We start from the raw sequence: 23,385 nt of genomic DNA, 5'->3' as shown, positions 1-23,385 counted from the left end.
ACTAACCGCCTGCTGCGGAGAACTCAAAGTCTCTACCCGGGCATGACCAAACTTTAAGGCGGAAGTCCGCCACTTTATTACTCCGCCCCAAAGAACCGGCGGGTTTCCGCCACCGTATAGAACGAGCCAAAGGCAATCACCAGGTCATCCGGCTTGGCCAGATTCATGGCCGCCTGAAGCGCACCGGAGACCGTATCGCACTCGGTAACATTGAGCCCGGAAGATGCAGAAGCAACCCGCCCTGCGAGTTCCCCGGCAGCCAATCCGCGATGACAATCCAGACCGCCCACGTACCAGTGGTCCACCACCGATGCCATGGCCGACACCACACCCTCGACATCTTTGTCGGAGAGCGCCCCATAGACCGCTAAAATCCGCCCTGCAGGCGATTTCATCGATTCAAGACGAATGGCCAGCCAGCGGGCCGCATGGGGATTGTGACCAACATCCGCATACACGGCGGGGCTGTCACCCAGCTTTTCGAACCGGCCCGGCGCGCGGACCTGACCAATGGCCGGAACGAGCGAATCCAGCGACTGCTCAGGCTCCAGCTCGTGGAAGGCGACGATTGCGGCAGCAACACTGCCTAAAGGCAACGTTACTGGCGGCAGCGCAACGGTGACATTGCCGTCGCTGAAGCGAAGCACCCTCACCTGCCCGGCCTCCTCCAGACGGTAGGTATCGCCCAGTCGATGCAACCTGACACGCTGTGCCGCCACTTGCTGCAAGACGGATCGCGGTGGGTCGATATCGGCATAGACTGCCGGAATGCCGGGCCTGAGGATGCCTGCCTTCTCAAAGCCGATCACCTCCCTGTCATTACCAAGGAAGGCAACGTGATCAATATCCACTGAAGTGATAATAGCCAGGTCAGGGTCGAGCACATTGACGGCATCCAGGCGTCCGCCAAGACCGACTTCCAGGATCCAGTCTTCGACCCCTGCCCGGGCCAGCAATACGAAAGCCGCCAGTGTTCCGAACTCAAAGTACGTCAGCGTGACATTCTTGCGGGCGTTCTCGACTTTTTCGAACGCGGCAATCAGTTCGTCATCCGCTACGTCTTTGCCATTCAGCCGCACCCGTTCATTGTAATGCTGGAGATGAGGCGAGGTGTAAGCCCCCGTCGTGCGACCTGCGGCCATCAACAGGGACTCCAGACAGGCCACGGTACTGCCCTTTCCGTTGGTGCCGCCGACCGTGATGATCCGTGCAGCCGGTTTACGGGGGAACAACCGGCGCAGCACCACCAGTACGCGGTCAAGTCCAAGGTCAATTTCTGCGGGGTGAATGGATTCCAGGTAGGACAGCCACTGATCCAGCGTGGCTCCGGCACCCGGAGCTTCCGGGTGCCGGGACATGTGGTCAGCTTTCGGCGGCATCGGCTTCCGGTCTTTCTGTCACTTCAAACTCTATCGGGTCTTCCGTCGCCGGCTTGTCATGCCCGGTAAACTTCGCCAGCACATGGGTGATACGCTCACGCATCTGGTGGCGATGGAGAATCATGTCGATGGCGCCGTGCTCCAGCAGGAATTCACTGCGCTGGAAACCTTCCGGCAGCTTCTCCCGAACAGTCTGCTCAATGACCCGCGGGCCGGCAAACCCGATCAGGGCGTTAGGCTCGGCAATGTTCAGGTCACCCAGCATGGCCAGACTCGCGGACACCCCACCGAACACAGGGTCGGTCATCACGGAAATATAGGGGATACCTTCCTGCTTCATGCGCTCCAGCACAGCCGCTGTTTTCGACATCTGCATCAGGGAAAGGATCGCTTCCTGCATGCGGGCACCACCGCTGGCAGAAAAACAGACCAGGGGAATACGCTCCTCAAGGCAGACATTCGCCGCCTGCACGAACTTCTCGCCCACAACCTGCCCCATGGAGCCGCCAAGAAAGTTGAACTCAAAGGCACAGGCCACCAACGGCAGCCCAAGGGTCGTGCCCTTCATGGCGACCAGGGCGTCTTTCTCGCCCGTCGCCTTCTGAGCGTGGGCAAGACGGTCCTTGTAGCGCTTGCTGTCCTTGAACTTGAGCCGGTCCCAGGGTTCAAGATCTGCGGCAATCTCTTCCCGGCCGTCGGCATCCAGGAATACATCCAGTCTGCGCCGGGCGTTCACCCTCAGGTGATGATTACACTTGGGGCAGACATCCAGGTTTTTCTCAAGCTCAGGCTTGTACAGGAAGGCGCCGCATTTGGGGCACTTCTTCCACAACCCTTCAGGTACGCCAGTGCGCTGTTTGGATTCCGAGCGAATCTTGCTCGGCATGATTTTGTCCAGCCAGTTACTCATGTTTTCATCCTGTCCTTTGATGCCTGCCCGCCTGGTTGCCTGAGATTCAGGAAGCCAGACCGTCCAGTGCTTCTCGCATTGGGTGGAGCAGATCCGTCAGTGCCCGTTTCAGCTGTTCAGGATCCGCCTGATTTCTGGCTATTGTATCGACCAGAACGCTGCCAACAATTACACCATCGGATACCCGACCAACCGCTGCAGCGGTTTCCGCGTCACGAATACCGAAACCAACGCCCACCGGCAAGGCGGTGATGTCGTGAATATGGGCAACCCTGGAGGCCACTTCATCCACGTCTATGTTGCCAGCACCGGTGATCCCCTTGAATGAAACATAGTACACATAACCGGATGAGTGCTCACTGATTGAGCGGATCCGGTCATCGGTCGTAGTGGGCGCCAACAGGAAAATCGCGTCGAGCTTGCGGGCGGTAAACAGTGGAGCCACTTCGTCCGCTTCCTCCGGAGGCAGGTCGACCGTCAGGATACCATCGACTCCGGCATCGGCCGCTGCGTCCGCAAACGCCTCGTAGCCCATGGCTTCCATCGGGTTCAGATACCCCATGAGGACCACCGGCGTGGTGTCATCGGTTTCCCTGAACTGTTTGATCATAGCAATAACCTGGCGCAGCGAGGTGCCATGCTTCAGGGCCCGTTCGCAGGCCAATTGAATCACCGGGCCATCGGCCATGGGATCGGAGAACGGCACACCCAGTTCGATAATATCCGCTCCAGCCTCTACCAGGGTGTGCATCAGACCAACGGTTTGGTCCGGGTGCGGATCACCTGCGGTAATGTAAGGGATCAACGCCTTGCGTCCCTGCCCTTTCAGGGACTTTAGCACCCCTTCAATTCGACTCATGCCTGCTCCTGTCTCTTGTACACTGAGTGTTTACCGTTTGATCAGACTTCAATGCCATCCAACTGGGCGATGGTGTGTATGTCCTTGTCGCCACGGCCAGAGACGTTAATCACGAGCACCTGGTCCTTGTCCATGGTGGCCGCCAGTTTCACCCCGTAGGCCACAGCATGGGCGGATTCCAGCGCCGGCATGATGCCCTCCACCCGGGTAAGCTTGCGGAACCCGTCAAGCGCTTCGTCGTCAGTCACCGACACATACTGGGCGCGGCCAATGTCTTTCAGCCAGCTGTGCTCGGGGCCAACGCCCGGGTAATCAAGACCCGCGCTTACGGAATGGGTGCTGGCGATCTGGCCGTTCTCATCCTCCATCAGGTAGGTCCGGTTACCGTGGAGCACACCCGGACGGCCCGCGCACAATGGTGCGGCATGCTGGCCGGATTCGATACCCAGGCCACCGGCCTCCACTCCGTACATCTGCACACTCTCATCCGTGAGGAACGGATAGAACATGCCAATGGCGTTAGAACCGCCGCCCACACACGCTACCAGAGCATCCGGGAGCTTACCGGCCTGTTCAAGAGACTGCCTGCGGGTTTCGCGGCCAATCACCGACTGGAAGTCCCGCACAAGCAAGGGATAAGGGTGTGGACCAGCGACCGTACCGATGATATAGAAGGTTTCATCCACGTTTGCCACCCAGTCACGCATGGCATCGTTCATGGCGTCCTTCAGTGTCTTGGTGCCGCTTTCCACGGCATGGACCTCGGCCCCCAGAAGCTTCATCCGATACACGTTCAGGGATTGGCGCTTGACGTCTTCTGACCCCATGAACACATGGCACTCAAGCCCCAGGCGCGCGCATACCGTGGCTGTCGCAACGCCATGCTGGCCGGCACCGGTTTCGGCGATGACCCGTTTCTTGCCCAGGAAGCTTGCCAGCAGCGCCTGGCCAATGGTGTTGTTCACCTTGTGGGCGCCAGTATGGTTCAGGTCTTCCCGCTTGAGCCAGATCTGGGCACCGCCGGTTTCACGGGTCAGGCGTTCGGCAAAATACAGCGGACTGGGGCGGCCAACATAATTGGCAAGGTCTTCATCAAACGTCTTCTGGAATGCCGGGTCCTTTTTCAGACGCAGGTACTCTCTTTCCAGCGTCATCAGCGAATCCATCAGGGTTTCCGACACAAACCGGCCGCCGTAGGCACCGAAGTGACCCCGTGCATCCGGAAGTGCGCTCAGCATTTCTTCAGTCAGTTTCATCGACACGGTGAACCTCGTTTATAAAGTCGGAAATTTTCGCGCTGTCTTTCACGCCCTTGCTACTCTCCACACCGCCACTGACGTCCACCGCCCAGGGCCGGACCTGTGCTACAGCGCTGGCAACGTTATCAGATGCCAGGCCTCCGGCCAATATCAGCGGTAACGGGCGATGGGCCGGAATCAGTGACCAGTTGAAACTCTTGCCGGTCCCCCCGTACCGCTGGGGGTCCCAGGCGTCTACCAGCAAACCGCTGGCGCCCGCGTAACGATCGTACGCCAACTCGATATCACCAGAGCTCCGGACACGGACAGCCTTGATCCAGCGCTTGCCGAAACTGGCGCAGAATTCCGGTGATTCATCACCATGGAACTGGAGCAGGTCCAGGGGGACGGTTTTGAGGACCTGTTCAACCCACTCCCTCTCCGGATTCACAAACAACCCTACGGCCCCGGTGAAAGCCGGCAAAACCGACACCAGATTTTCTGCCTGTGGAACGGTCACCGATCGGGGGCTTGATTCGTAGAATACGAAACCCAGCGCATCCGCCCCCGCCTGTGCAGCAGCGCGAACATCCTCGGGTCGGGTTATGCCACAGATTTTGACTCGGGTTCTCATAGGCCTTGCGTCAGTTGGTTCGATGGGTCCACGTGGGTTGCCTTGGTCGATTGTCCTCACCCTCAAACCAGGGCCGTAGAAACCCTGGACCACAGAGTGCCGGCGGCACTCCGAATCGCTCAGGATAGCCCACATCCACCAGATACAACCCGAATGCCGGTGCGGTCACTCCAGCCACCGTCCGGTCTTTGGCCTCCAGTATCTCACGAATCCACTGCACAGGTCGCTTACCAGTACCAACCGCCATCAGTGCGCCGGCAATATTCCTGACCATGTGATGAAGGAACGCATTGGCCTGTACATCAATTACGACGAATTCGCCTTTTCGGCTTACCTGTATATGCTCCATAAAGCGGTTGGGGCTGCGGGACTGACACCCAGCAGCACGAAATGAGGAGAAGTCGTGCTCACCCTGAAGGAATTGGGCGGCCTCGTTCATCTTTTCCGCATCCAGGGGGCGAAATGTCCAACTGACCTGTCCGCGCTGGATGCCAGGCCGAACCGGGTGGTTATAGATGACGTAACGATAACGGCGATAGGTGGCGGAAAACCGGGCGTGAAAGTCGCCAACGCCATTCCCGGCCCAATGCACGGCGATGTCGTCAGGCAGTGCTGTATTGATGCCCATCACCCACGAACGCAGGTTGCGCACCGATGACGTGTCAAAATGAACAATCTGGTAACTGGCGTGAACACTCGCGTCGGTACGTCCGGCGCAGACCAGATCCACCTCGTGATCGGCCACTTTTGACACAGCCCGGGTCAGCTCCGCCTCAACCGAGCGAACACCGGATTTCTGCGCCTGCCAGCCGTGAAAGGAGCGTCCGTCGTATTCAAAAGCCAGGGCGACGCGACCATCGCCTATGGCATTATCCGTGGTAAGTGCTTGCGGGTTCAGAAACAAGTGACAATCCGACTAACCTGTATAACAAAACAAAACGCCGGCTGTAGCCGGGTCAGCGCCCGGTAGCCGGCGTTCTGCGTTCGATGAGCCTGATTATAACGAATCAGGACAGATTTTTAAGAAGATCCTGCGCTTCTGTCTTCTGCTCATCGCTTCCTTCCAGCGCAACTTCCTCAAGAATGTCGCGGGCGCCGTCCATATCCCCCATTTCGATGTAAGCACGAGCCAGATCCAGTTTGGTCGCCGCTTCATCAGTACCTGCGAGGAAGTCAAAGTCGTCATCATCGCCCAGGTCGGATTCGTCGAGATCTTCAACCGCGGTTTTACGGGAATCTGCATCCAGTGAATCCGAAGCCACGGGTGGCTCGACATCAGCTTCTTCGAAAGATTCAGAGGCATCGGCCGAAAACTCATCGGTTTCACCGAGATCCGAAAGCTCCTCTGGCGTTTCGTCCTTGTTATCCATCAGGGAATCCTCCAGATCAAGTTCCTCATCCAGCGCCGGTGCGGGCTCTTCAGTTTCCAGCGTATCGGCATCGCCGGACTCCGAAAACTCTTCCATCAGCGCCAGGTCTTCGTCAGAAACATCCAGCTCAAGGTCATCCATGCCGGACTCTTCGCCCGCCAGGGGGTCATCGCCGGACTCGTCGGCAACCTTGTCGAGTTCCGCATCCAGCTCATCAAGGAAAGACTCGTCGAGATCACCAAGACCCTCACCTTCCTCAGTATTGCCTTCCACGGGTTCCTCAAACGATGACACCTCATCCGCCTTTTCGGCAGCGTCATCCGTGGTGAGATCGCTTTCAAGGCTGTCAAAATCTTCCAGAGACAATTCATCAGACAAATCGTCGGAAGCCTCAAGGGATGCCGTGTCGGCGTCACTTTCCAGGGAGGAACCCTCAAAGTCAAAGCTCAGGTCATCATCCTCTTCAGCTTCAGCGCCTTCAACAGCGAGGATTTCTTCATCCCTGGATTCATCAATGCCCGAGAGATCGTACTCGATCGCGCCGTTGTCGGAGTCAGCCTCTGACTCAGGCTTCGGCTCCACTTCCGGCTCTTCTGTCAGATCCAGGTCGGAGAAATCGGTATCAAATTCTTCAAGCTCGTCGTTGGACTGCTCTGGCTGACGGGACTCCTCCGGGTTGTCAAGGGTCTCATTCGTCAGATGAACGCCACTCTCAGGCGATGCTGACTCTTCGCCAGACGTTTCTTCTTCCCGACCAAAGGAATCAGAACGCAACTGGGACTCCAGGTCATCAATACTGGGCATGGACTCTGCTTCGTCCAGCCTTTCCCGCAGCGTACCGGCTTCCGCAATGGCGCTGTCATCTTCCAGCGCCTCAATCTCACGGAACTGCTTATCAAACGACTCCCGATCCTGAGTGTCTGCGTACACGCCCAGCAGCTTCAGCCTGAGATCAGCACGGCTGGGTTCCCTGGAAATCGCTGTTTCCAGAGATTGAGTCGCCTTATCCATCTGGCCGTAGGCGATGTAGGTTTCCGCCTCGGCCATGGGATCACCCGCTGCTGTATCGACAGGCTCATCGTCTTCAAGGTTCAGATCAAAGGTATCTGAGCCATCACCCTCTTCCCCATTCAATTGCTCATAGAACGCCTTTTCGCGATTCGCGTTACGACGCGCCAAAAGCAACAGCAGTAACAAAAGCAGAATCAGGCCGCCGCCAAGGGCGATCTGATACATGGGGTTATTGGTAATCGCATCTATGACATTGCCAGGAAAACCCTTGTCCGGCTGTTGCGCCGGAGCAGCCGGCTGAGTGGCGGGTTCCTCGGTCGTGTCCGGCTCTGTAACCGATGACTGAGTCCCGGGGTCGGGATCACCCGCCCCTGCTTCCGCACCAGGCCCGTCCTCATCAGACAGCCCGGCATCGTCAGCTGCCGCCATGTTCTCTTCAGCGGGCTCGTCGCCCTCGACTGCAGCCATGTCACCATCGGCTTCAGCGACGTCGTCACCGGATTCCAGTCCTTCAGCACCTGCGGCGTCAGCAGACTCACCGGCCGCATCCGCAGTATCGGGTGATTCTGCGGCGACTTCCTGATCTTCACTGCCCGGTTGTTCCGACTCACCCTGGCCAGCGATCTCATCACCGGCGGCCATGGGGTCATCATCCATGCCCCCCTCTTCGCCAGGCTGGGCTGTCGCTGACGTATCTTCATCACCGCCCATCTGCTGCATCTCAGCCAGCTGGCTATCTTTCAGCTCCAGCAGGCGTTGCAGGGTTTCGACCTGATCCTGCAAATCTTCCACCCGGCTGTTCAGCTCCTCGCTTTCCCGGCGAGCACTTTCAAGCTCTTCCATTGCCACCGCAGAACCCGCATCGACGCCGCCAGCGGTCTGACCATCGCCCCCGGCGGACCCGCCATCTTCGCTATCACGGCTGCCGGAATCTTCAGCCGCAATCAACCGCAGCTCATCACCACCAGCACCTGCGGTGTCCGAAGCGGCCCCGTCAGACGACCGGGACTCGGTGGCGTCCACCGTACGGGCCTGACTGGAAAGCGCCTCATTCTGCATCGAGACCTGGCGATTGGCCTCACCACGGCTACGGCTACGAATCTGTTCCAGATCTGGAACCCTCAGCACTTCACCGCGCTTGAGACGATTGATATTGCCATCAATAAACGCGTCTGAATTCAGATCCTGGATAGCCAGCATGACCTGTTGCGTAGAAACGCTGTCATTCGGCTTCACGCTTTGGGCAATTTTCCAGAGCGTGTCGGAAGAATTGGTTGGCCCAAGCGTACGGGGGCCTGCAGTGGTGCGTGAAGATGAGGTACCGTCAGATAGGCGCTGCCCGGAACGTTGTGAGGTTCCGGTGCTGGTTTCAGGTGGCGTCGACTGGCGGGTGGCCGGCGCAGACACCTGCTCCTGAATACCCGAATCTTCAGCGTACACAGGCGGGTCCACCAACAGTGAATACTCCCGCATCAGCCTGCCGCTTGGCCAGGTCACTTCCAGCAGGAAGTTCAGATATGGCTCGCGAAGCGGCTCTCTTGAGGATACGTTGACGATCAGATTGCCGTCATTGCTGGTCGTAACCTCAAACTTGAGTTTGGTAAGGAAATAGTTCCGATCAATACCGACTCTCTGGTAATCGCCTTCAGAAGCGATATTGACGAATACATCGTCAGGATCGACTCCCTGGCTTTTACGCAGGTTGATATCTGCTTCAAGAGGCTCATTGAGATAGGACTGCAGTTCAATTTCACCCAGCCCCAGGGCCTGTGCGACACCGGAACCGAGCCCTCCCGCCAGAGCCAGGGCAACCGCAAGCTTGCGTACCTTCATGCTTTTTCCTTACCAGTCTCCGTTATTCGTTACTGCTTTTTCAAACAGAATCGGACGAGGTTGGATGACTTCCGTCTGGTTTTCTATAGTTATTATGTAATCTTTTTAATTTTCAGTGGGCCAAGTATTGTTGATAAAGCCCGTTTTATCAATCAATCAGCTGCAGCCGTTGTACCATTTTTTTACAAAAGGCGCGGAACTTACTGTTACCGAACGATGATCGGCTTGATCAGCACGGGAAATAGTAGCCCAACTCAGGCACCAACACCTACAAACTCGCTTCTGAAAAATAACAGGGGCGGAGACTGATTTCAGCCTCCGCCCCCTGACCGGTTCTCTGAAACCGGACACAGTTGGCATTTAATACCAACTGTTACACAGCGGTTAACGCTCCTGGAGAATCCGGAGCATCCTGCGCAGCGGTTCGGCAGCACCCCACAACAGCTGATCCCCCACGGTAAACGCGGAAATATACTCCGGCCCCATGGTCAGCTTGCGGATTCGGCCGATCGGCACGCTCAGGGTTCCGGTGACCTTGGCCGGGGTCAGCTCTTCAATGGTCGCGTCACGATCATTGGGGATCACCTTCACCCAGTCATTGGCCTTCGCCAGAATAGACTCAATCTCGGAAACCGGCAGGTCCTTCTTGAGCTTGATGGTCAGTGCCTGACTGTGAGAACGCATCGCGCCAATCCGGACACAGATACCATCAATGGGAATCGGGTTGTCGGAGCGACCCAGGATCTTGTTGGTCTCTACGCCCGCCTTCCACTCTTCCTTGCTCATGCCGTTATCAAGCTGCTTGTCGATGAACGGAATCAGGCTGCCGGCCAGGGGCACCTGGAAGTGCTCGGTCGGAAAGCCATCGGAGCGCATGGTTTCGGTGACCTTGCGGTCAATGTCCAGAATCGCTGACGATGGGCTGTCCAGCTCGCTCTTGACGCTGCCGTTCAACTCTCCCATCTGGTTGAGCAGTTCGCGCATGTTCTGGGCGCCGGAACCGGAAGCCGCCTGGTAGGTCATCGGAGACACCCACTCGATCAGATCCTGCTCCAGCAGGCCACCGAGGGCCAGCATCATCAGGCTGACGGTGCAGTTACCACCGATGTAGTCCTTGACGCCCTTGTCCAGCGCTTCGTCAATAACGTTGCGGTTGACCGGATCCAGAACAATTACGGAATGATCCACCATCCGCAGCGTGGATGCCGCATCAATCCAGTAGCCTTCCCAGCCCGCGTCACGCAGTTTCTGATAGACCTCGCCGGTGTAATCGCCACCCTGACAGGTAACGATGACATCCAGGGTTTTCAGGATATCGATATCAAACGCGTCCTGCAGGGGAGGAACGCCTTCCTTACCTACGTCCGGAGCCGGTTTGCCGGCCTGGGATGTGGTAAAGAATACCGGTTCGATATCCGCGAAATCGTTTTCTTCACGCATGCGTTGCATGAGGACAGAGCCCACCATGCCACGCCAGCCAATAAGTCCAACTCGCTTCATGTGCGACCTTTGAACCTCGTTTTATGCCCGCCCTCTGCCTTTATCGCTGGCAGGGACAGGATGGATGATCCCGCGGCAACTGCATCCCGTTACCGTCGGGTCTCAAAAACATTAACCCGGGCCGCGGCTTACAACGCCGCCAGAACCGCCTCACCCATTTCACGGGTGGACACCTTTTTCGCCCCTTCGGACATGATGTCCGCGGTTCGAAGCCCCTGGTCCAGTACCTTGCTGACGGCCGCCTCAATGGTTTCGGCGGCTTTTTCCTCGTTCAGGCTGTACCGCAACATCATGGCAGCACTGAGGATTGTTGCCAGCGGATTGGCCACGCCCTGACCGGCGATATCCGGCGCTGAACCGTGGCAAGGCTCGTACATGCCCTGCTTTTCAGAGTTCAACGATGCCGATGGCAACATGCCAATCGAGCCGGTGAGCATAGCCGCTTCGTCCGAAAGAATATCACCAAACATGTTGCCAGTCACAATCACATCGAATTGTTTGGGGGCACGAACCAGCTGCATGGCCGCGTTATCAACGTACATGTGGGACAGCTCAACGTCCGGGTACTCCCGGCGCAGGTCCTCCATGATTTCCCGCCACAGAACCGTCACCTCCAGCACGTTGGCCTTGTCGACGGAACACAGCTTCTTGCCGCGCTGCTGGGCGGCCTCAAACGCGACCCGACCGATACGACGAATTTCCGATTCGGTGTAGGCGTAGGTGTTGTAACCCTGGCGCTCGCCACTTTCCAGTTCACGCACACCGCGGGGCTGGCCAAAATAGATGCCACCGGTCAGTTCCCGCACAATCATAATGTCCAGGCCGGAAACCACTTCCGGCTTCAGGGAAGACGCTGAAGCAAGCTGTGGGTAGAGAATCGCCGGGCGGAGGTTGGCAAACAGTTCAAGACTGGAGCGCAAACCCAACAACCCCTTCTCAGGACGCTTGGCCATGGGCAAACCGTCCCACTTGGGGCCACCCACGGCGCCCAGAACGATCGCATCCGCCTTGCGGGCCTTATCCAGGGTGTCCTCCGGCAGCGGGCTGTCCGTTTCGTCGATAGCCGCACCACCGACCAGCCCGGACTCAAAGGCCAGACCGAGGTCGAACTTCTCGTTGATTTTGTGAAGCACTTTCTCGGCTTCAGCGACGATTTCCGGGCCGATGCCGTCGCCTGGGAGCATAAGTACAGTTCTGGGCATGATTTTTCCTTGTAAATTTTACTGGTTTGTCGGATTACGCCTTCGGCTAATCCGACCTACGATCGTGCACTACGACATTGGGTTCTCATGTAGGTCGGATTAGCGAAAGCGTAATCCGACACTGACGCCCCTCAATTACCAGCGCCAAACAACCATGGAGCGGTTTTCCGGCGGCTCTCTTCGTATGATTTGATCAGCTCAGCATCTTCCAGCGTGACACCAATGTCGTCCAGCCCGTTAAGCAGGCAGTGTCGGCGGAAATCGTCGACATCGAAACTGAAGGACTCACCAGACGGTGTGGTCACGGTTTTAGCCTCAAGGTCCACCGCCAGCTGATAGCCTTCCTGTGCTTCGGCTTCCTGAAAAAGTTGATCAACCACTTTTTCTTCTAAAACAATGGGCAACAGGCCATTCTTAAAGCAGTTATTGTAGAAAATATCCGCAAAGCTGGGCGCAATGATCACCCGAAAACCGTAATCATCCAGCGCCCAGGGGGCGTGTTCACGACTGGAGCCGCAGCCGAAGTTGGCCCGGGCCAGAAGTACGCTGGCATTTTTGTATCGGTCCTGGTTCAACACAAAGTCCGGATTGATCGGACGCTGGGAACTATCCTGGTCCGGCTTGCCTTCGTCCAGGTAGCGCAGTTCGTCGAACAGGTTCGGGCCGAACCCGGTGCGCTTGATGGATTTCAGAAACTGCTTGGGAATGATCATGTCCGTATCCACATTGGAACGGTCCATGGGGGCGACAACGCCCTGGTGTTGCGTAAATGCGCGCATGGTTCTCTCCTGTGGATCAGTGCATCAATTCGCGGACATCAATGAAGTGGCCTGTGACCGCGGCTGCCGCGGCCATGGCCGGACTGACCAGGTGGGTACGGCCACCAAAGCCCTGACGCCCCTCAAAGTTCCGGTTCGAGGTAGACGCACAATGCTCGCCCTGCCCCAACTTGTCAGCGTTCATGGCCAGACACATGGAACAGCCCGGATCGCGCCATTCCAGCCCCGCCTCGATAAAGATCTTGTCCAGGCCTTCCTGTTCGGCCTGAGCCTTCACCAGTCCGGATCCGGGAACCACCATCGCCTGCTTGAGTGTCGGAGACACCTTACGGCCTTTCACCACAGTCGCCGCTTCACGGAGATCCTCGATGCGACCGTTGGTGCAGGAACCAATAAATACGCGATCCAGCTTGATATCGGTGATCGGCATATTCGGCTGGAGTCCCATGTATTTGAGCGCCCGGACGATGCCTTCACGCTTGATGGGATCCGCTTCTTTCTCGGGGTCAGGCACATTGGCATCCACACCGGCCACCATCTCCGGCGAAGTACCCCAGCTCACCTGAGGCTTGATGTCGGAAGCTTCAAGCTCCACGACCTTGTCAAACACCGCGTCATCATCGCTGTGCAAGGTGCGCCAGTAGTCAACGGCGGCCTCCCACTGCTCGCCACTGGGCGAGAATGGGCGATCCTTGACGTAATTGATGGTGGTATCATCCACGGCCACCATGCCGACACGAGCGCCCGCCTCGATGGACATGTTGCAGATGGTCATGCGGGCTTCCATGCTCAGCCCCTGCAGCGCTTCACCACCAAATTCGATGGCGTACCCGGTACCACCCGCGGTGCCAATCTTTCCGATAATGGCCAGTACGACGTCTTTACCGGTTATACCGGGGCCAAGCTTGCCATTGATCTTGACCAGCATGTTTTTCATTTTCTGCTGCACCAGGCACTGGGTGGCCAGCACATGCTCCACTTCCGATGTACCGATGCCGTGGGCGAGACAGCCGAAGGCACCGTGGGTGGAGGTGTGGGAGTCGCCACAGACGATGGACATGCCCGGCAAGGTAGCGCCCTGCTCCGGGCCAATGACGTGGACAATGCCCTGGCGCTGGTCCTTGATCTTGAACTCGAGGATGCCGAATTCATCGCAGTTTTTGTCGAGGGTTTCGACCTGGATGCGGGACACCGGGTCGACGATACCTTCCACACCGCGCTCGCGATCGGTGGTAGGCACGTTGTGGTCCGGCGTGGCAATGTTGGCGTCAATCCGCCAGGGCTTGCGGCCGGCCAGGCGCAGTCCTTCGAAGGCCTGGGGCGAGGTAACTTCGTGCAGCAAGTGCCGGTCGATGTAGATCAATGCGGAGCCGTCGTCCCGCTGTTTGACGAGATGGTCGTCCCATAATTTGTCGTATAAGGTCTTGCCCGCCATGGTTCTCTCTCACTCTTTGGGGGTTTCTGATTATGACTCTCTATAGGGCTATCTTACCGCTCTGCACTGGATAACCTCAATTCATGTTTTTCATCTATCGCATGCCTACTAGTTATCGATTATGCTTTGGTGAAGGTCACGAATTGGTATAGCGGTTTCAAAACACGCCAACAAGCACGTCCATGTGGGCTCGTTTCGGGCCGTCCATGGCCCTCAACGGTTTTGAAACCGCTATACCAATCCGCTCCCCGGCACTTGGCAGTAGCCGCTGAGAATGTTTTGGAAGGTGCTGCCCGCCATGCGACCTCCCCCAAACAAGCAGGCAAAGGGAAAAACCGTGGACTCAAATGCACTGAAGGCTTTTTTAACGATTGTCGATCAGGAATCGTTCTCCGAAGCCGCCGAAATCCTCCATCTGACCCAGCCTGCTATTTCCAAACGTTTGGCGGCACTCGAAAATCAGCTCGGCACTTCGCTGATTGATCGCAGCCACCGCCAGATCAGGCTCACGGACGCCGGCGCCCGGCTGCTCCCCCATGCCCGCAAGATTCTCGATGAGATTCATAATGCCCGGGTTTCACTGTCGCCGGATTCCGGACAGGTGGAAGGCGAGCTGCAGATCATCGCCAGTCACCATATCGGGCTTCACCACCTGCCAAACTGGCTGCGCCGGTTCAGCCGGGAGTTCCCGAATGTGTCGCTGAACCTGCAGTTTATGGAATCGGATGCGGCTTTTGAGCAGATGCGCAAACGTAACGCGGAGCTGGCGTTTGTCACACTTAGTGACAGCATGGAAGGAAATTTCATGGTATACGATCAGTGGACCGATCCTATGGCGTTTGTGGTCGGGCCAGAACACCCACTGGCAGGGCTTGAATCGCCCGGGCTGGAGGATCTCGCGGAACATCCGGCGTTGCTGCCGGACACTACAACAGCGACCTATCGGGTGGTCAGCCGCTTGTTCCTGGAGGCCAATCTGCCTCTGCACCCGCAGATGCCGACGAATTATCTTGAGACCATCAAGATGATGGTCAGCGTCGGGTTAGGCTGGAGCGTGCTGCCAGTGAGCATGATGGATAACAGCGTCCATCGTCTGGATATCGGGTTTCCGGTCACGCGGTTACTCGGTGCCGTCGGTCTTTCCGGCCGTCAGCTCAGCAGTGCCGCCAAGGCACTGATTGAGGTGGTCAAAGCCGAGGAAGGCGCCTGAACAATCTGTTATTTCGACAACAACACTCTGGATTGCAACTGCAACTATCCTGGATTTCGGGGATTTCTCATGGAATTTGATGATTATCTGAAGATTTTGGCCAAGAATGATGGCTCTGACCTCTACCTCAGCACCGGCGCACCGCCCTGTGCAAAGTTTCACGGCACGCTGAAGCCGATTGACCGCACGCCTCTTGCCCCGGGTGCGATCAAGGACATTGCCTATCAGATCATGGATAACGAGCAGGTGTCGGAGTTTGAACAGGAACTCGAGATGAACCTGGCCTACAGCATCCGCAATGTCGGGCGTTTTCGGGTCAATATCTTTCGTCAGCGTAATGAGATTTCCCTTGTTGCCCGTAACATTGTCACCGAAATCCCCAATGCGGATGATCTGGGGCTGCCGCCCATACTGAAAGACGTGATGATGGCGAAACGGGGCCTGGTGCTGTTTGTCGGCGCTACCGGCTCCGGTAAATCTACCTCACTGGCGGCCCTGATTGACTACCGGAATTCCAACTCCTCGGGCCATATCATCACCATTGAAGACCCCGTGGAGTACATCCATCGTCACAAGAAATGCATTGTGAACCAGCGGGAAGTGGGCGTGGATACCCGGAGCTTTCACAAGGCGCTGAAAAACACCCTGCGCCAGGCACCGGATGTGATTCTGATTGGTGAGATCCGCGACCGGGAAACCATGGAGCACGCCCTCGCCTTTGCTGAAACCGGCCACCTGTGTATTTCCACCCTCCACGCCAACAACGCCAACCAGGCCCTGGACCGGATTATCAACTTCTTCCCGGAAGAACGGCGGCCCCAGCTACTGATGGATCTGGCTATGAATCTGAAAGCCTTTGTATCCCAGCGGCTGGTACCCACGGTCGATAAAAAACGCTGTGCCGCTATCGAAATTCTGCTTGGTACGCCGACCATTTCCGAGCTTATCCTTCGCGGAGAGCTGGATAGCATCAAGGAAATCATGGAAAAATCGGCCAACATAGGCATGCAGACCTTCGATCTGGCACTGTTCAATCTCTGGAAGGAGGGGAAGATTTCCGAAGAGGAAGCACTGAAGAACGCGGATTCCGCCAACAACCTTCGCCTGAAGATCAAACTTCACGGCCAGGATGGAGAATCCGGCAAGCCCGCCGGACCAACCGGAAGCGGCCTGTCACTGCAGATCGAGGAAGACGAAGAAGACGAGCCGGAATAACCCCGCGTCAGGCGCTTTCATCTTTCGGCGGGGGTCTGAGCCCCCGCCAGGTGATGACGATCGCCACCATCATTGCGATCGCCCCACCCCAGAACGCCGCTGATGTACTGATACCATCCACCAGAAAACCCGACAACCACGCACCCGCCGCGCCGCCGGCGCCAAACGTCAACCCGCTGTACAGCGCCTGGCCCTGGCCATGGTGGTGCTGGCCAAAAAAGCCCTGGATGTATTGCACTGAAATGGCATGCAGGGCGCCATAAGAAGCCGCGTGCAGCAGCTGGGCAAACAGCAGCACAGCGACCACATCCGTTAACTCGGCAATTAACATCCAGCGGATCATGGTCAGCGTCAGTGCACCGATGGCGATCTGGCGAACCGAAAAAGTACGGGATAGCCGATGCATCACCAGAAACAGCCCGATCTCCGCCACCACCCCAAGAGACCACAACAGGCCAATGGACAGTTTGCCATAGCCGTGTTGCTCCAGATGGATACTGAAGAAGGTGTAGTAAGCCCCATGTGACACCTGAAGCAGGAAGTTCATCAGGAAGAACGACACCACCGCCGGATGGGTGACAATGGCCTTGAGACTGCCTCTGGGCGCGGGAGGCTTACGTTCGCCTTGTTCCGACGGCACCAGAAAGGCTGACACCGCAATGCCCGCAAACACCGGCAGAAGCAGCCACGGCAGCTTCTGGATAGGCACCCACTCCAGAATCCCGCCTACCAGGGCCACGGCGCCGATAAACCCGACTGAGCCCCACAGCCTGATCTTGCCGTACTTGTCCTTTTGCTTGCCCAGGGATCTGAGAGTGATCACCTCATAGAGCGGTAGGATGGCATTCCAGAAAAAGGTAAACGCCAGCATGACAAGAAGCAGCCCATAGAACCCGGGCTCCAGGAAAACACCGGCAAAAAACAAAGACCCGGTAATGGCGCCAAACCGCACCAAACGCACTCGCCGCCCCGACCGGTCTCCCAACCAGCCCCACACGCTGGGCGCGACAATCTTGGTGAGCTGGATGGTCGCCATCAGCGTGGCGATCTGAAGATAGGAAAAGCCCTGCCCCTCAAGGTAAAGGGACCAATAGGGAAGAAGCCCTCCCAGGAGGGCAAAGAACCAGAAATAGAGGTTTGAGAGCCGCCAGTAGATAACAATAACCCTTCAGGATGCCACCAATGCCCGACAATTGTCGGATTACGCCTTTGGCTAATCCGACCTACGACCACCCAGTAAGCGGGGTTGGCGTCAGAGTTGGCCGAGAACCGGTGTAGAGACCTCCACATCGCCATTCTGTCCGCGATGGCGTAAATAGTGGTCCATCAGCACGATGGCCATCATTGCCTCGGCGATCGGCGTTGCCCGGATACCTACACAGGGATCATGGCGACCGGTGGTAATAACCTTCACGGGATTACCGTCAACATCAATACTCCGCCCCGGTAACCGCAGGCTGGATGTCGGTTTCAGGGCAATACTGGCCAGGATCGGCTGGCCGGAAGAGATCCCCCCAAGCACGCCGCCAGCGTTGTTGGACAGGAAGCCTTCAGGCGTCATTTCATCGCGGTGCTCAGTGCCCTTTTGCTCAATACAGCCAAAGCCGGCGCCAATTTCCACCCCTTTCACTGCGTTGATACTCATCAGCGCATGGGCAAGGTCCGCGTCCAGACGGTCAAAAATCGGCTCGCCCAGTCCCGGCGGCACCCCGTCAGCCACCACGTTGATCCTGGCGCCAATGGAATCCCCCTCTTTTCGCAGGGCGTCCATGTAAGCTTCCATCTCCGCCACCTTGTCGACGTCGGGACAGAAGAAGGGATTCTGGTGTACCTGATCCCAATCCAATTTTTGCGCCTTGATCGGACCGAGCTGCGACAGGTACCCCCGGATGCGGATGCCCAGACGCTGCTCAAGAAATTTCCTGGCCACCGCACCTGCCGCAACCCTCATGGCAGTCTCACGGGCAGAAGAACGACCGCCGCCCCGGTAATCGCGAATGCCATACTTATGGGCGTAGGTGTAGTCAGCATGGGCCGGACGGAACTGCGCGGAAATCTTGGAGTAATCCTTGGATCGCTGATCGGTGTTTTCAATCACCAGTCCAATCGGGGTGCCGGTGGTCTTTCCCTCGAACACCCCCGACAGGATTTTCACCTCATCCGCTTCACGACGCTGTGTGGTATGTCGGGAAGTTCCCGGCTTGCGGCGATCCAGGTCCCGCTGCATGTCCTCTTCGGACAACGACAGACCCGGAGGGCAACCGTCAATAATGCATCCCAGTGCAGCGCCGTGACTCTCACCAAAGGTGGTAACTGTGAACAACTTTCCGAAGGAGTTTCCCGACATGATTCAGTATCTTATCCAGGTTTTATAAAAAAGGTCTCAGGATTTTTCCTGCCACTGGCGAAGGTCTTCTGCGGTCATCAGGAAGACTCCGTCCCCACCATTTTCAAAATCCAGCCAGGTCAGCGGCATATCCGGATAGGCCTGCTCAAGGGCCACCCAGCTATTGCCAACTTCGACAACAAGCAGTCCGCCCGGGTTCAAATGATCCGCCGCGCCGGCGATGATCCTGTGAGCAATGTGCAGACCGTCATCCCCGGCAGCCAGCCCGAGTTCCGGTTCATGGCGAAACTCATCCGGCATGCCGGCTATATCCTCGGCGTCAACATAGGGCGGATTACTCAGGATAACGTCATAACGCCCTTCAATGCCGTCGAACACATCCGATTGAACCGTGCGTACCCGGTCGTCCAACTCGTGAAGCTCGATGTTGGATCTGGCCACGTCCAGAGCATCCGGTGAGATATCCGAAAGATCGACTTCCGCGTCTTCAAATATCGTGGCGGCTCCGATGCCGATGCAACCACTGCCCGTGCAGAGGTCGAGAATACGCCCAACGGGGCGATCGCCAAGCCAGGGTTGAAGGCCGCGCTCAATCAGCTCACCAATGGGAGAACGCGGAACCAGCACGCGCTCATCCACATTGAACGGCATGCCCATAAACCAGGCCTCACCCAGCAGATAAGCCAGCGGCACACGCTCTTCGATGCGCCTGCGCATGCGGCTGATAATAAGCTCCCGTTCTTCCCGTATGAGACGGGCATCCAGGAACAGCGTGTTGTTTTCCATGGGCAGATGCAGGCTGCGCATCACCAGTTGCACGGCCTCGTCCCACACGTTGTCCGTGCCATGGCCGAAATACAACTCCGAGGCGGAGAATCGGGAAGAAACGTACCGCAGGAAGTCCCTCACGGTATGCAGGTCATCGATGGGGCTGGTCACGGTATCCGGATTCCTGTGTGGGTGCGTATCTGGCCGGCATTATACGCTGTTTGCCCGCTCTACTGCAGCCCCAACCATCAACCCCGCTCAGACCGCAAGCGGGCCGGAGCTGGTGCGACTCTCCTCGTATCGGTCCAGTGCCGCTGCCATGCGCTCCCTACCCAGTTGAATAAGCTCCGGCGCCTTGTGGTAGTCGTAGCTGCGGGACGCATTCTTCGGCACATTCACCAGCAGGTCCGGCGGATAACCGGCAATCTTGTACTGGACCAGGGCGCTCTGCATGGTTTCGATGGTCAGGTTCATAACGTCAAACTTGCCAATACCCAGCTTGTCCCAATCGATGGTTTCATGGGCCAGTTCCGGATCATCCTGTATCTTCTCGGCCTGCTTTTTCTCCACGGCCTTGCTGATCTTGTCCTCCGGCGAATCACCGGTGGGGCCACCCCCCTTGCGACTGGTGAAGGTTTTGATGGCGTCCCAGTCAAACCAGCGCGACGCTTTATCCCGGATAACGTTCACCCATTCTTCAGTGTCACTATCATCGCTTTCGCCCGTGTCATTGAAGGCCGCATCGGGAATTCGGCGGCGGCGGTCATCCTCGCCACTGAGGTTTACCGCCACAATCATATCGGCGTGGGAAGAAATGGTGGGAATGATGGGTAGCGGGTTCAGCAATGCGCCGTCGACCAGGACCCGACCATTCAGAACCAACGGCGTTACAACGCTCGGAATCGCAACGGAGGCACGAATCGCCTGATCAAGAGGCCCTTCCTGAAACCAGATTTCCTTGTGTGACAGCAAGTCCGTGGCAACGGCGGTATAGGCGATGGGCAAATCCTCAATGCGGGTGTCCCCTAGCATGTCACGCACCACGGAGAATATTTTCTCGCCACGAATGGCACCCACCGCATTGAAGGTCACATCCAGTAACCTGAGCACATCAAACTGGCCGAGTCCGGTCACCCAGTCCTTGTAATCCTTCATTTTCCCGGCCGCATACATTCCGCCCACCAGGGCGCCCATGGAACACCCGGATATGGCAATTATCTCATAGCCCCGCTCTTCCAGAACCTCGATCGCGCCAATATGGGCGTAGCCCCTGGCGCCACCGCTGCCAAGGGTCAGCGCAACGGTTTTGCCCTTGCCCGGTTTCAACGGTTTTTTTTCAGATGACGCAGGCGATTTCGCAGCAGAGATACCGGTTCCCTCGACAACAGCAGACGCACCGTCCGCCGGCTTCTCGGCCTGATCGGCATGCTTGTCTGTCGGTTTATTCACCCGGATCACCTCGTAATCACAACAATTTCGACACGATCACCCTGACGTTCGGGAGAAAGTGAAATAACGGACGGCCCGACGGTTATCAGTGTCTGACGACTCTTTGATACCCCGCTTTTTTCGAGGACCTGTGACAGCGACTCCATGGCATTTTGTGCCCGCTCCATGGCTGCCTCCAGGGGTTCATCCTCCCCGAGTGACGCAAAACCGGTGAGTACCACCTGAGCGCCCTCTTCCTCTACCCAGTTATTCAGCATTCGACGATCCGTTGCACTCCATTGAAAGCGATGGGTGATGCCCCCCTGCCACGGAATGATGATTGGACCACGGACCCTGGCATTGGCGGAATCGAGACCGGGAATTGCCGCGCCCTCGCCGGCCTCCAGATGCTCTACCCAGACATACTCCCGTTGGTTGCCGCGGGTAACAGTGTAGACCAGGGTCAGCCAGGTCTTGCCGGATTCTCCCGTCACCGCGGCAACCAGGTAGTCCTGATCGGCGTCACGCCCGTACAACGTGGACTGATCAAAAATCTGGTTCGCCCAGACATTACTGCGACCACAACTGCGACCACTGCATTCAAACAGCACCTGGGCACCGCGGGCCTGCAAAAGAGTCTGGTAATGCTCCCGAGCTTCGCCACGACTGGCATCCCGGTTAATCTGGTAAAGCCGGCCTACGCCCTTGACCGGAATCCTCGCCATGCGATCAGAGCGGATCTGGTTGTTGACCTCCCTGACCGGACTGAACAGAATCAGATGACCGGATGACACAACCGGAACTTCCTCTTCCAATGAAGACTGGGGGAATGCATCCGGGAAACCGGACAGGTCATCCTCATCAGCCTGCACAACAGGGACGATGCCGGCCAACACAAGCAAACCGGCGATGAGATAGTTCAGTAGCGCTTTAACCGTCATGGTTGATAAATGTCCTGATTGCATGGCTGACGGGCGTTACGTTCCCGTCAAAATGACAGTGATGGCCGCCCGCCACGGTTACCGTTTCCATCCGGGAAATCGCATTCAACCGTGGTTCCCAGCCCTTGCGATGGGATAGCAGGCCATCTTCGGCACGAATGAAAAGCGTGCGGGTAATTACCTTGTGCAGACAAGCCAGAACCTGCGACTCTTCCAGCATCATGATTGAAGGATGCCGGAGCCTGGGATCGGTGCGCCAGACATACCCCTGCCCAACATCTCTCATGTTGCGGGGGATCAGCGTCATCGCGGCCTCGGGGGACAATGGGCTCAGGCCACCTTCCCTTGCCTTGGCCGCGGTCTGTATATCTGGGTACACCACTGACTTACCCGAGCCGGTCATGCGTTTTTTGATGGCTTTACGCAACTGCGGGATGGTGTCTTCCGGTGGCCGGCTGATCGGGCCAATGCTGTCAATCATCACCAGACTGCGGACATGTTCCGGAAACGCCGCGGCGTAGAGCACACAAACGATGCCGCCGAGGGAATGCCCGACCAGATCCACCTGGTGCTCAGGACGATCGCCAAAATGGCGCTCGACCAGTTCCGCCAGGTCGGATACGTAATCCATCAGCAGGTAACTCTGACCTTCCGGGCGATGACCGGAATGACCGTGACCCGCCATATCCACGGCGTATACGTCCCGTTCACGACAGAGTTCCGGCGCCAGGTGAGCAAATGTCAGACTGTTATCCAGCCAGCCATGAAGCATCAGAATCGGACAGGAATCGCTTTGGGCATCGGCGGCGGGCCAATGCAGCCCGGCCAGTTCGATATTTCGCAGGGGCCAGTTTATTTCTTTGCAGGGTGTATCAACGGCCGTATTTGGGGATAACGCAATATCATTCATTAAAGGGTTTATTCGCTTCCGGTTACATGGTGTGGGTCGGACGATCTGAACTCAGTGACCCGGCCAGATAGGACTCAATCTTGGTCCGCGCGGTTTCATCGTCCCCATTGAACTGGACACCGATACCGGCCGCCCGGTTCCCCTGAGCGCCTTTCGGGGTAATCCAGATTACCTTTCCGGCAACCGGAATCTTCTCGGGCTCATCCATCAGGTTGAGCAGCAGAAACACTTCATCCCCAAGCTGATACTGCTTCTGGGTGGGGATGAACAGCCCACCTTGCCGGATGTATGGCATATACGCAGCGTACAGAACGGCCTTGTCCTTGATGGTGAGTGTCAGAATGCCACTTCGTGCGCCAAAACCGGGGCCCATAGTTAACACCTTTCTGTCTGTATGGCTGTAAACGTTGTTTTGT

General features: G+C 57.3%; 20 protein-coding genes. 2 read left to right on the top strand and 18 right to left on the bottom strand.

The annotated features are described in order from the left end of the window. Window positions 1-77: 77 nt before the first annotated feature. The 11 genes from folC to leuC form a co-directional block, all read right to left on the bottom strand. Complete coding sequence (folC, locus tag ACJO5Y_RS04395) at window positions 78-1,379, bottom strand: bifunctional tetrahydrofolate synthase/dihydrofolate synthase (protein WP_406985210.1); 1,302 nt, start codon at window positions 1,377-1,379, stop codon at window positions 78-80. Further along, window positions 1,363-2,289 carry an acetyl-CoA carboxylase, carboxyltransferase subunit beta gene (accD, locus tag ACJO5Y_RS04390; RefSeq protein WP_406985209.1) on the bottom strand — a complete coding sequence of 309 codons (927 nt, stop codon included), beginning with the start codon at window positions 2,287-2,289 and terminating at the stop codon, window positions 1,363-1,365. The genes folC and accD overlap by 17 nt, the downstream gene beginning before the upstream one ends. 46 nt (window positions 2,290-2,335) lie before the next feature. After that, window positions 2,336-3,148 (bottom strand): tryptophan synthase subunit alpha, encoded by an 813-nt coding sequence (gene trpA / locus ACJO5Y_RS04385; RefSeq protein WP_406985208.1) that lies wholly within the window; start codon window positions 3,146-3,148, stop codon window positions 2,336-2,338. 41 nt (window positions 3,149-3,189) lie between these two features. After that, on the bottom strand, window positions 3,190-4,398 hold the full coding sequence (gene trpB, locus ACJO5Y_RS04380; RefSeq protein ID WP_406985279.1) for a tryptophan synthase subunit beta: 1,209 nt from the start codon (window positions 4,396-4,398) through the stop codon (window positions 3,190-3,192). Then, the gene (locus ACJO5Y_RS04375) at window positions 4,391-5,020 is read right to left on the bottom strand and encodes a phosphoribosylanthranilate isomerase (RefSeq protein WP_406985207.1); all 630 of its coding nucleotides are present in this window, start codon (window positions 5,018-5,020) and stop codon (window positions 4,391-4,393) included. The genes trpB and ACJO5Y_RS04375 overlap by 8 nt, the downstream gene beginning before the upstream one ends. Before the next feature lie 10 nt (window positions 5,021-5,030). Further along, window positions 5,031-5,924 (bottom strand): tRNA pseudouridine(38-40) synthase TruA, encoded by an 894-nt coding sequence (gene truA / locus ACJO5Y_RS04370; RefSeq protein WP_406985206.1) that lies wholly within the window; start codon window positions 5,922-5,924, stop codon window positions 5,031-5,033. 103 nt (window positions 5,925-6,027) lie between these two features. Continuing rightward, window positions 6,028-9,234: a FimV/HubP family polar landmark protein gene (locus ACJO5Y_RS04365; RefSeq protein ID WP_406985205.1), complete on the bottom strand. Its 3,207-nt coding sequence runs from the start codon at window positions 9,232-9,234 to the stop codon at window positions 6,028-6,030. Between the two features lie 384 nt (window positions 9,235-9,618). Then, window positions 9,619-10,734 (bottom strand): aspartate-semialdehyde dehydrogenase, encoded by a 1,116-nt coding sequence (asd, locus tag ACJO5Y_RS04360; protein ID WP_406985204.1) that lies wholly within the window; start codon window positions 10,732-10,734, stop codon window positions 9,619-9,621. A gap of 128 nt (window positions 10,735-10,862) precedes the next feature. Next, window positions 10,863-11,936: a 3-isopropylmalate dehydrogenase gene (leuB, locus tag ACJO5Y_RS04355; protein WP_406985203.1), complete on the bottom strand. Its 1,074-nt coding sequence runs from the start codon at window positions 11,934-11,936 to the stop codon at window positions 10,863-10,865. A 131-nt stretch (window positions 11,937-12,067) separates the two neighbouring features. Further along, window positions 12,068-12,715, bottom strand: a complete 648-nt coding sequence (leuD, locus tag ACJO5Y_RS04350) for a 3-isopropylmalate dehydratase small subunit (RefSeq protein WP_406985202.1) — start codon at window positions 12,713-12,715, stop codon at window positions 12,068-12,070. A 16-nt stretch (window positions 12,716-12,731) separates the two neighbouring features. Continuing rightward, window positions 12,732-14,150 carry a 3-isopropylmalate dehydratase large subunit gene (leuC, locus tag ACJO5Y_RS04345; RefSeq protein ID WP_406985201.1) on the bottom strand — a complete coding sequence of 473 codons (1,419 nt, stop codon included), beginning with the start codon at window positions 14,148-14,150 and terminating at the stop codon, window positions 12,732-12,734. 337 nt (window positions 14,151-14,487) lie between these two features. Here leuC and ACJO5Y_RS04340 point away from each other — a divergent pair, with 337 nt between their 5' ends. Together ACJO5Y_RS04340 and ACJO5Y_RS04335 are read left to right on the top strand one after the other, a co-directional pair. Then, window positions 14,488-15,360 (top strand): LysR family transcriptional regulator, encoded by an 873-nt coding sequence (locus tag ACJO5Y_RS04340; protein WP_406985200.1) that lies wholly within the window; start codon window positions 14,488-14,490, stop codon window positions 15,358-15,360. Window positions 15,361-15,429: 69 nt separating this feature from the next. Then, window positions 15,430-16,575: a PilT/PilU family type 4a pilus ATPase gene (locus tag ACJO5Y_RS04335; protein WP_406985199.1), complete on the top strand. Its 1,146-nt coding sequence runs from the start codon at window positions 15,430-15,432 to the stop codon at window positions 16,573-16,575. 7 nt (window positions 16,576-16,582) lie between these two features. Here the strand turns inward: ACJO5Y_RS04335 and ACJO5Y_RS04330 are convergent, their stop codons facing one another. The 7 genes from ACJO5Y_RS04330 to ACJO5Y_RS04300 all read right to left on the bottom strand — a co-directional run bounded on the left by ACJO5Y_RS04330 (window position 16,583) and on the right by ACJO5Y_RS04300 (window position 23,342). Continuing rightward, the gene (locus ACJO5Y_RS04330; RefSeq protein ID WP_406985278.1) at window positions 16,583-17,686 is read right to left on the bottom strand and encodes an MFS transporter; all 1,104 of its coding nucleotides are present in this window, start codon (window positions 17,684-17,686) and stop codon (window positions 16,583-16,585) included. A 141-nt stretch (window positions 17,687-17,827) separates the two neighbouring features. Beyond that, window positions 17,828-18,922, bottom strand: a complete 1,095-nt coding sequence (aroC, locus tag ACJO5Y_RS04325) for a chorismate synthase (RefSeq protein ID WP_406985198.1) — start codon at window positions 18,920-18,922, stop codon at window positions 17,828-17,830. A 36-nt stretch (window positions 18,923-18,958) separates the two neighbouring features. Next, window positions 18,959-19,861: a 50S ribosomal protein L3 N(5)-glutamine methyltransferase gene (gene prmB / locus ACJO5Y_RS04320; protein WP_406985197.1), complete on the bottom strand. Its 903-nt coding sequence runs from the start codon at window positions 19,859-19,861 to the stop codon at window positions 18,959-18,961. Window positions 19,862-19,948: 87 nt separating this feature from the next. Further along, window positions 19,949-21,139 carry a patatin-like phospholipase family protein gene (locus tag ACJO5Y_RS04315; RefSeq protein WP_406985196.1) on the bottom strand — a complete coding sequence of 397 codons (1,191 nt, stop codon included), beginning with the start codon at window positions 21,137-21,139 and terminating at the stop codon, window positions 19,949-19,951. A gap of 5 nt (window positions 21,140-21,144) precedes the next feature. Continuing rightward, the gene (locus ACJO5Y_RS04310; protein WP_406985195.1) at window positions 21,145-22,059 is read right to left on the bottom strand and encodes a DUF4892 domain-containing protein; all 915 of its coding nucleotides are present in this window, start codon (window positions 22,057-22,059) and stop codon (window positions 21,145-21,147) included. Continuing rightward, window positions 22,049-22,969 carry an alpha/beta hydrolase gene (locus tag ACJO5Y_RS04305; protein WP_406985194.1) on the bottom strand — a complete coding sequence of 307 codons (921 nt, stop codon included), beginning with the start codon at window positions 22,967-22,969 and terminating at the stop codon, window positions 22,049-22,051. Before ACJO5Y_RS04305 ends, ACJO5Y_RS04310 begins: the two co-directional genes overlap by 11 nt. Window positions 22,970-22,991: 22 nt before the next feature. Then, window positions 22,992-23,342 (bottom strand): PilZ domain-containing protein, encoded by a 351-nt coding sequence (locus tag ACJO5Y_RS04300; RefSeq protein ID WP_008171779.1) that lies wholly within the window; start codon window positions 23,340-23,342, stop codon window positions 22,992-22,994. Window positions 23,343-23,385 lie beyond the last annotated feature (43 nt).

Source organism: Marinobacter alkalisoli, assembly GCF_045449855.1.
Taxonomy (GTDB): domain Bacteria; phylum Pseudomonadota; class Gammaproteobacteria; order Pseudomonadales; family Oleiphilaceae; genus Marinobacter.
Note: the sequence above shows the minus strand (reverse complement) of the source record. Positions and strands in the feature narration are given on the sequence as shown.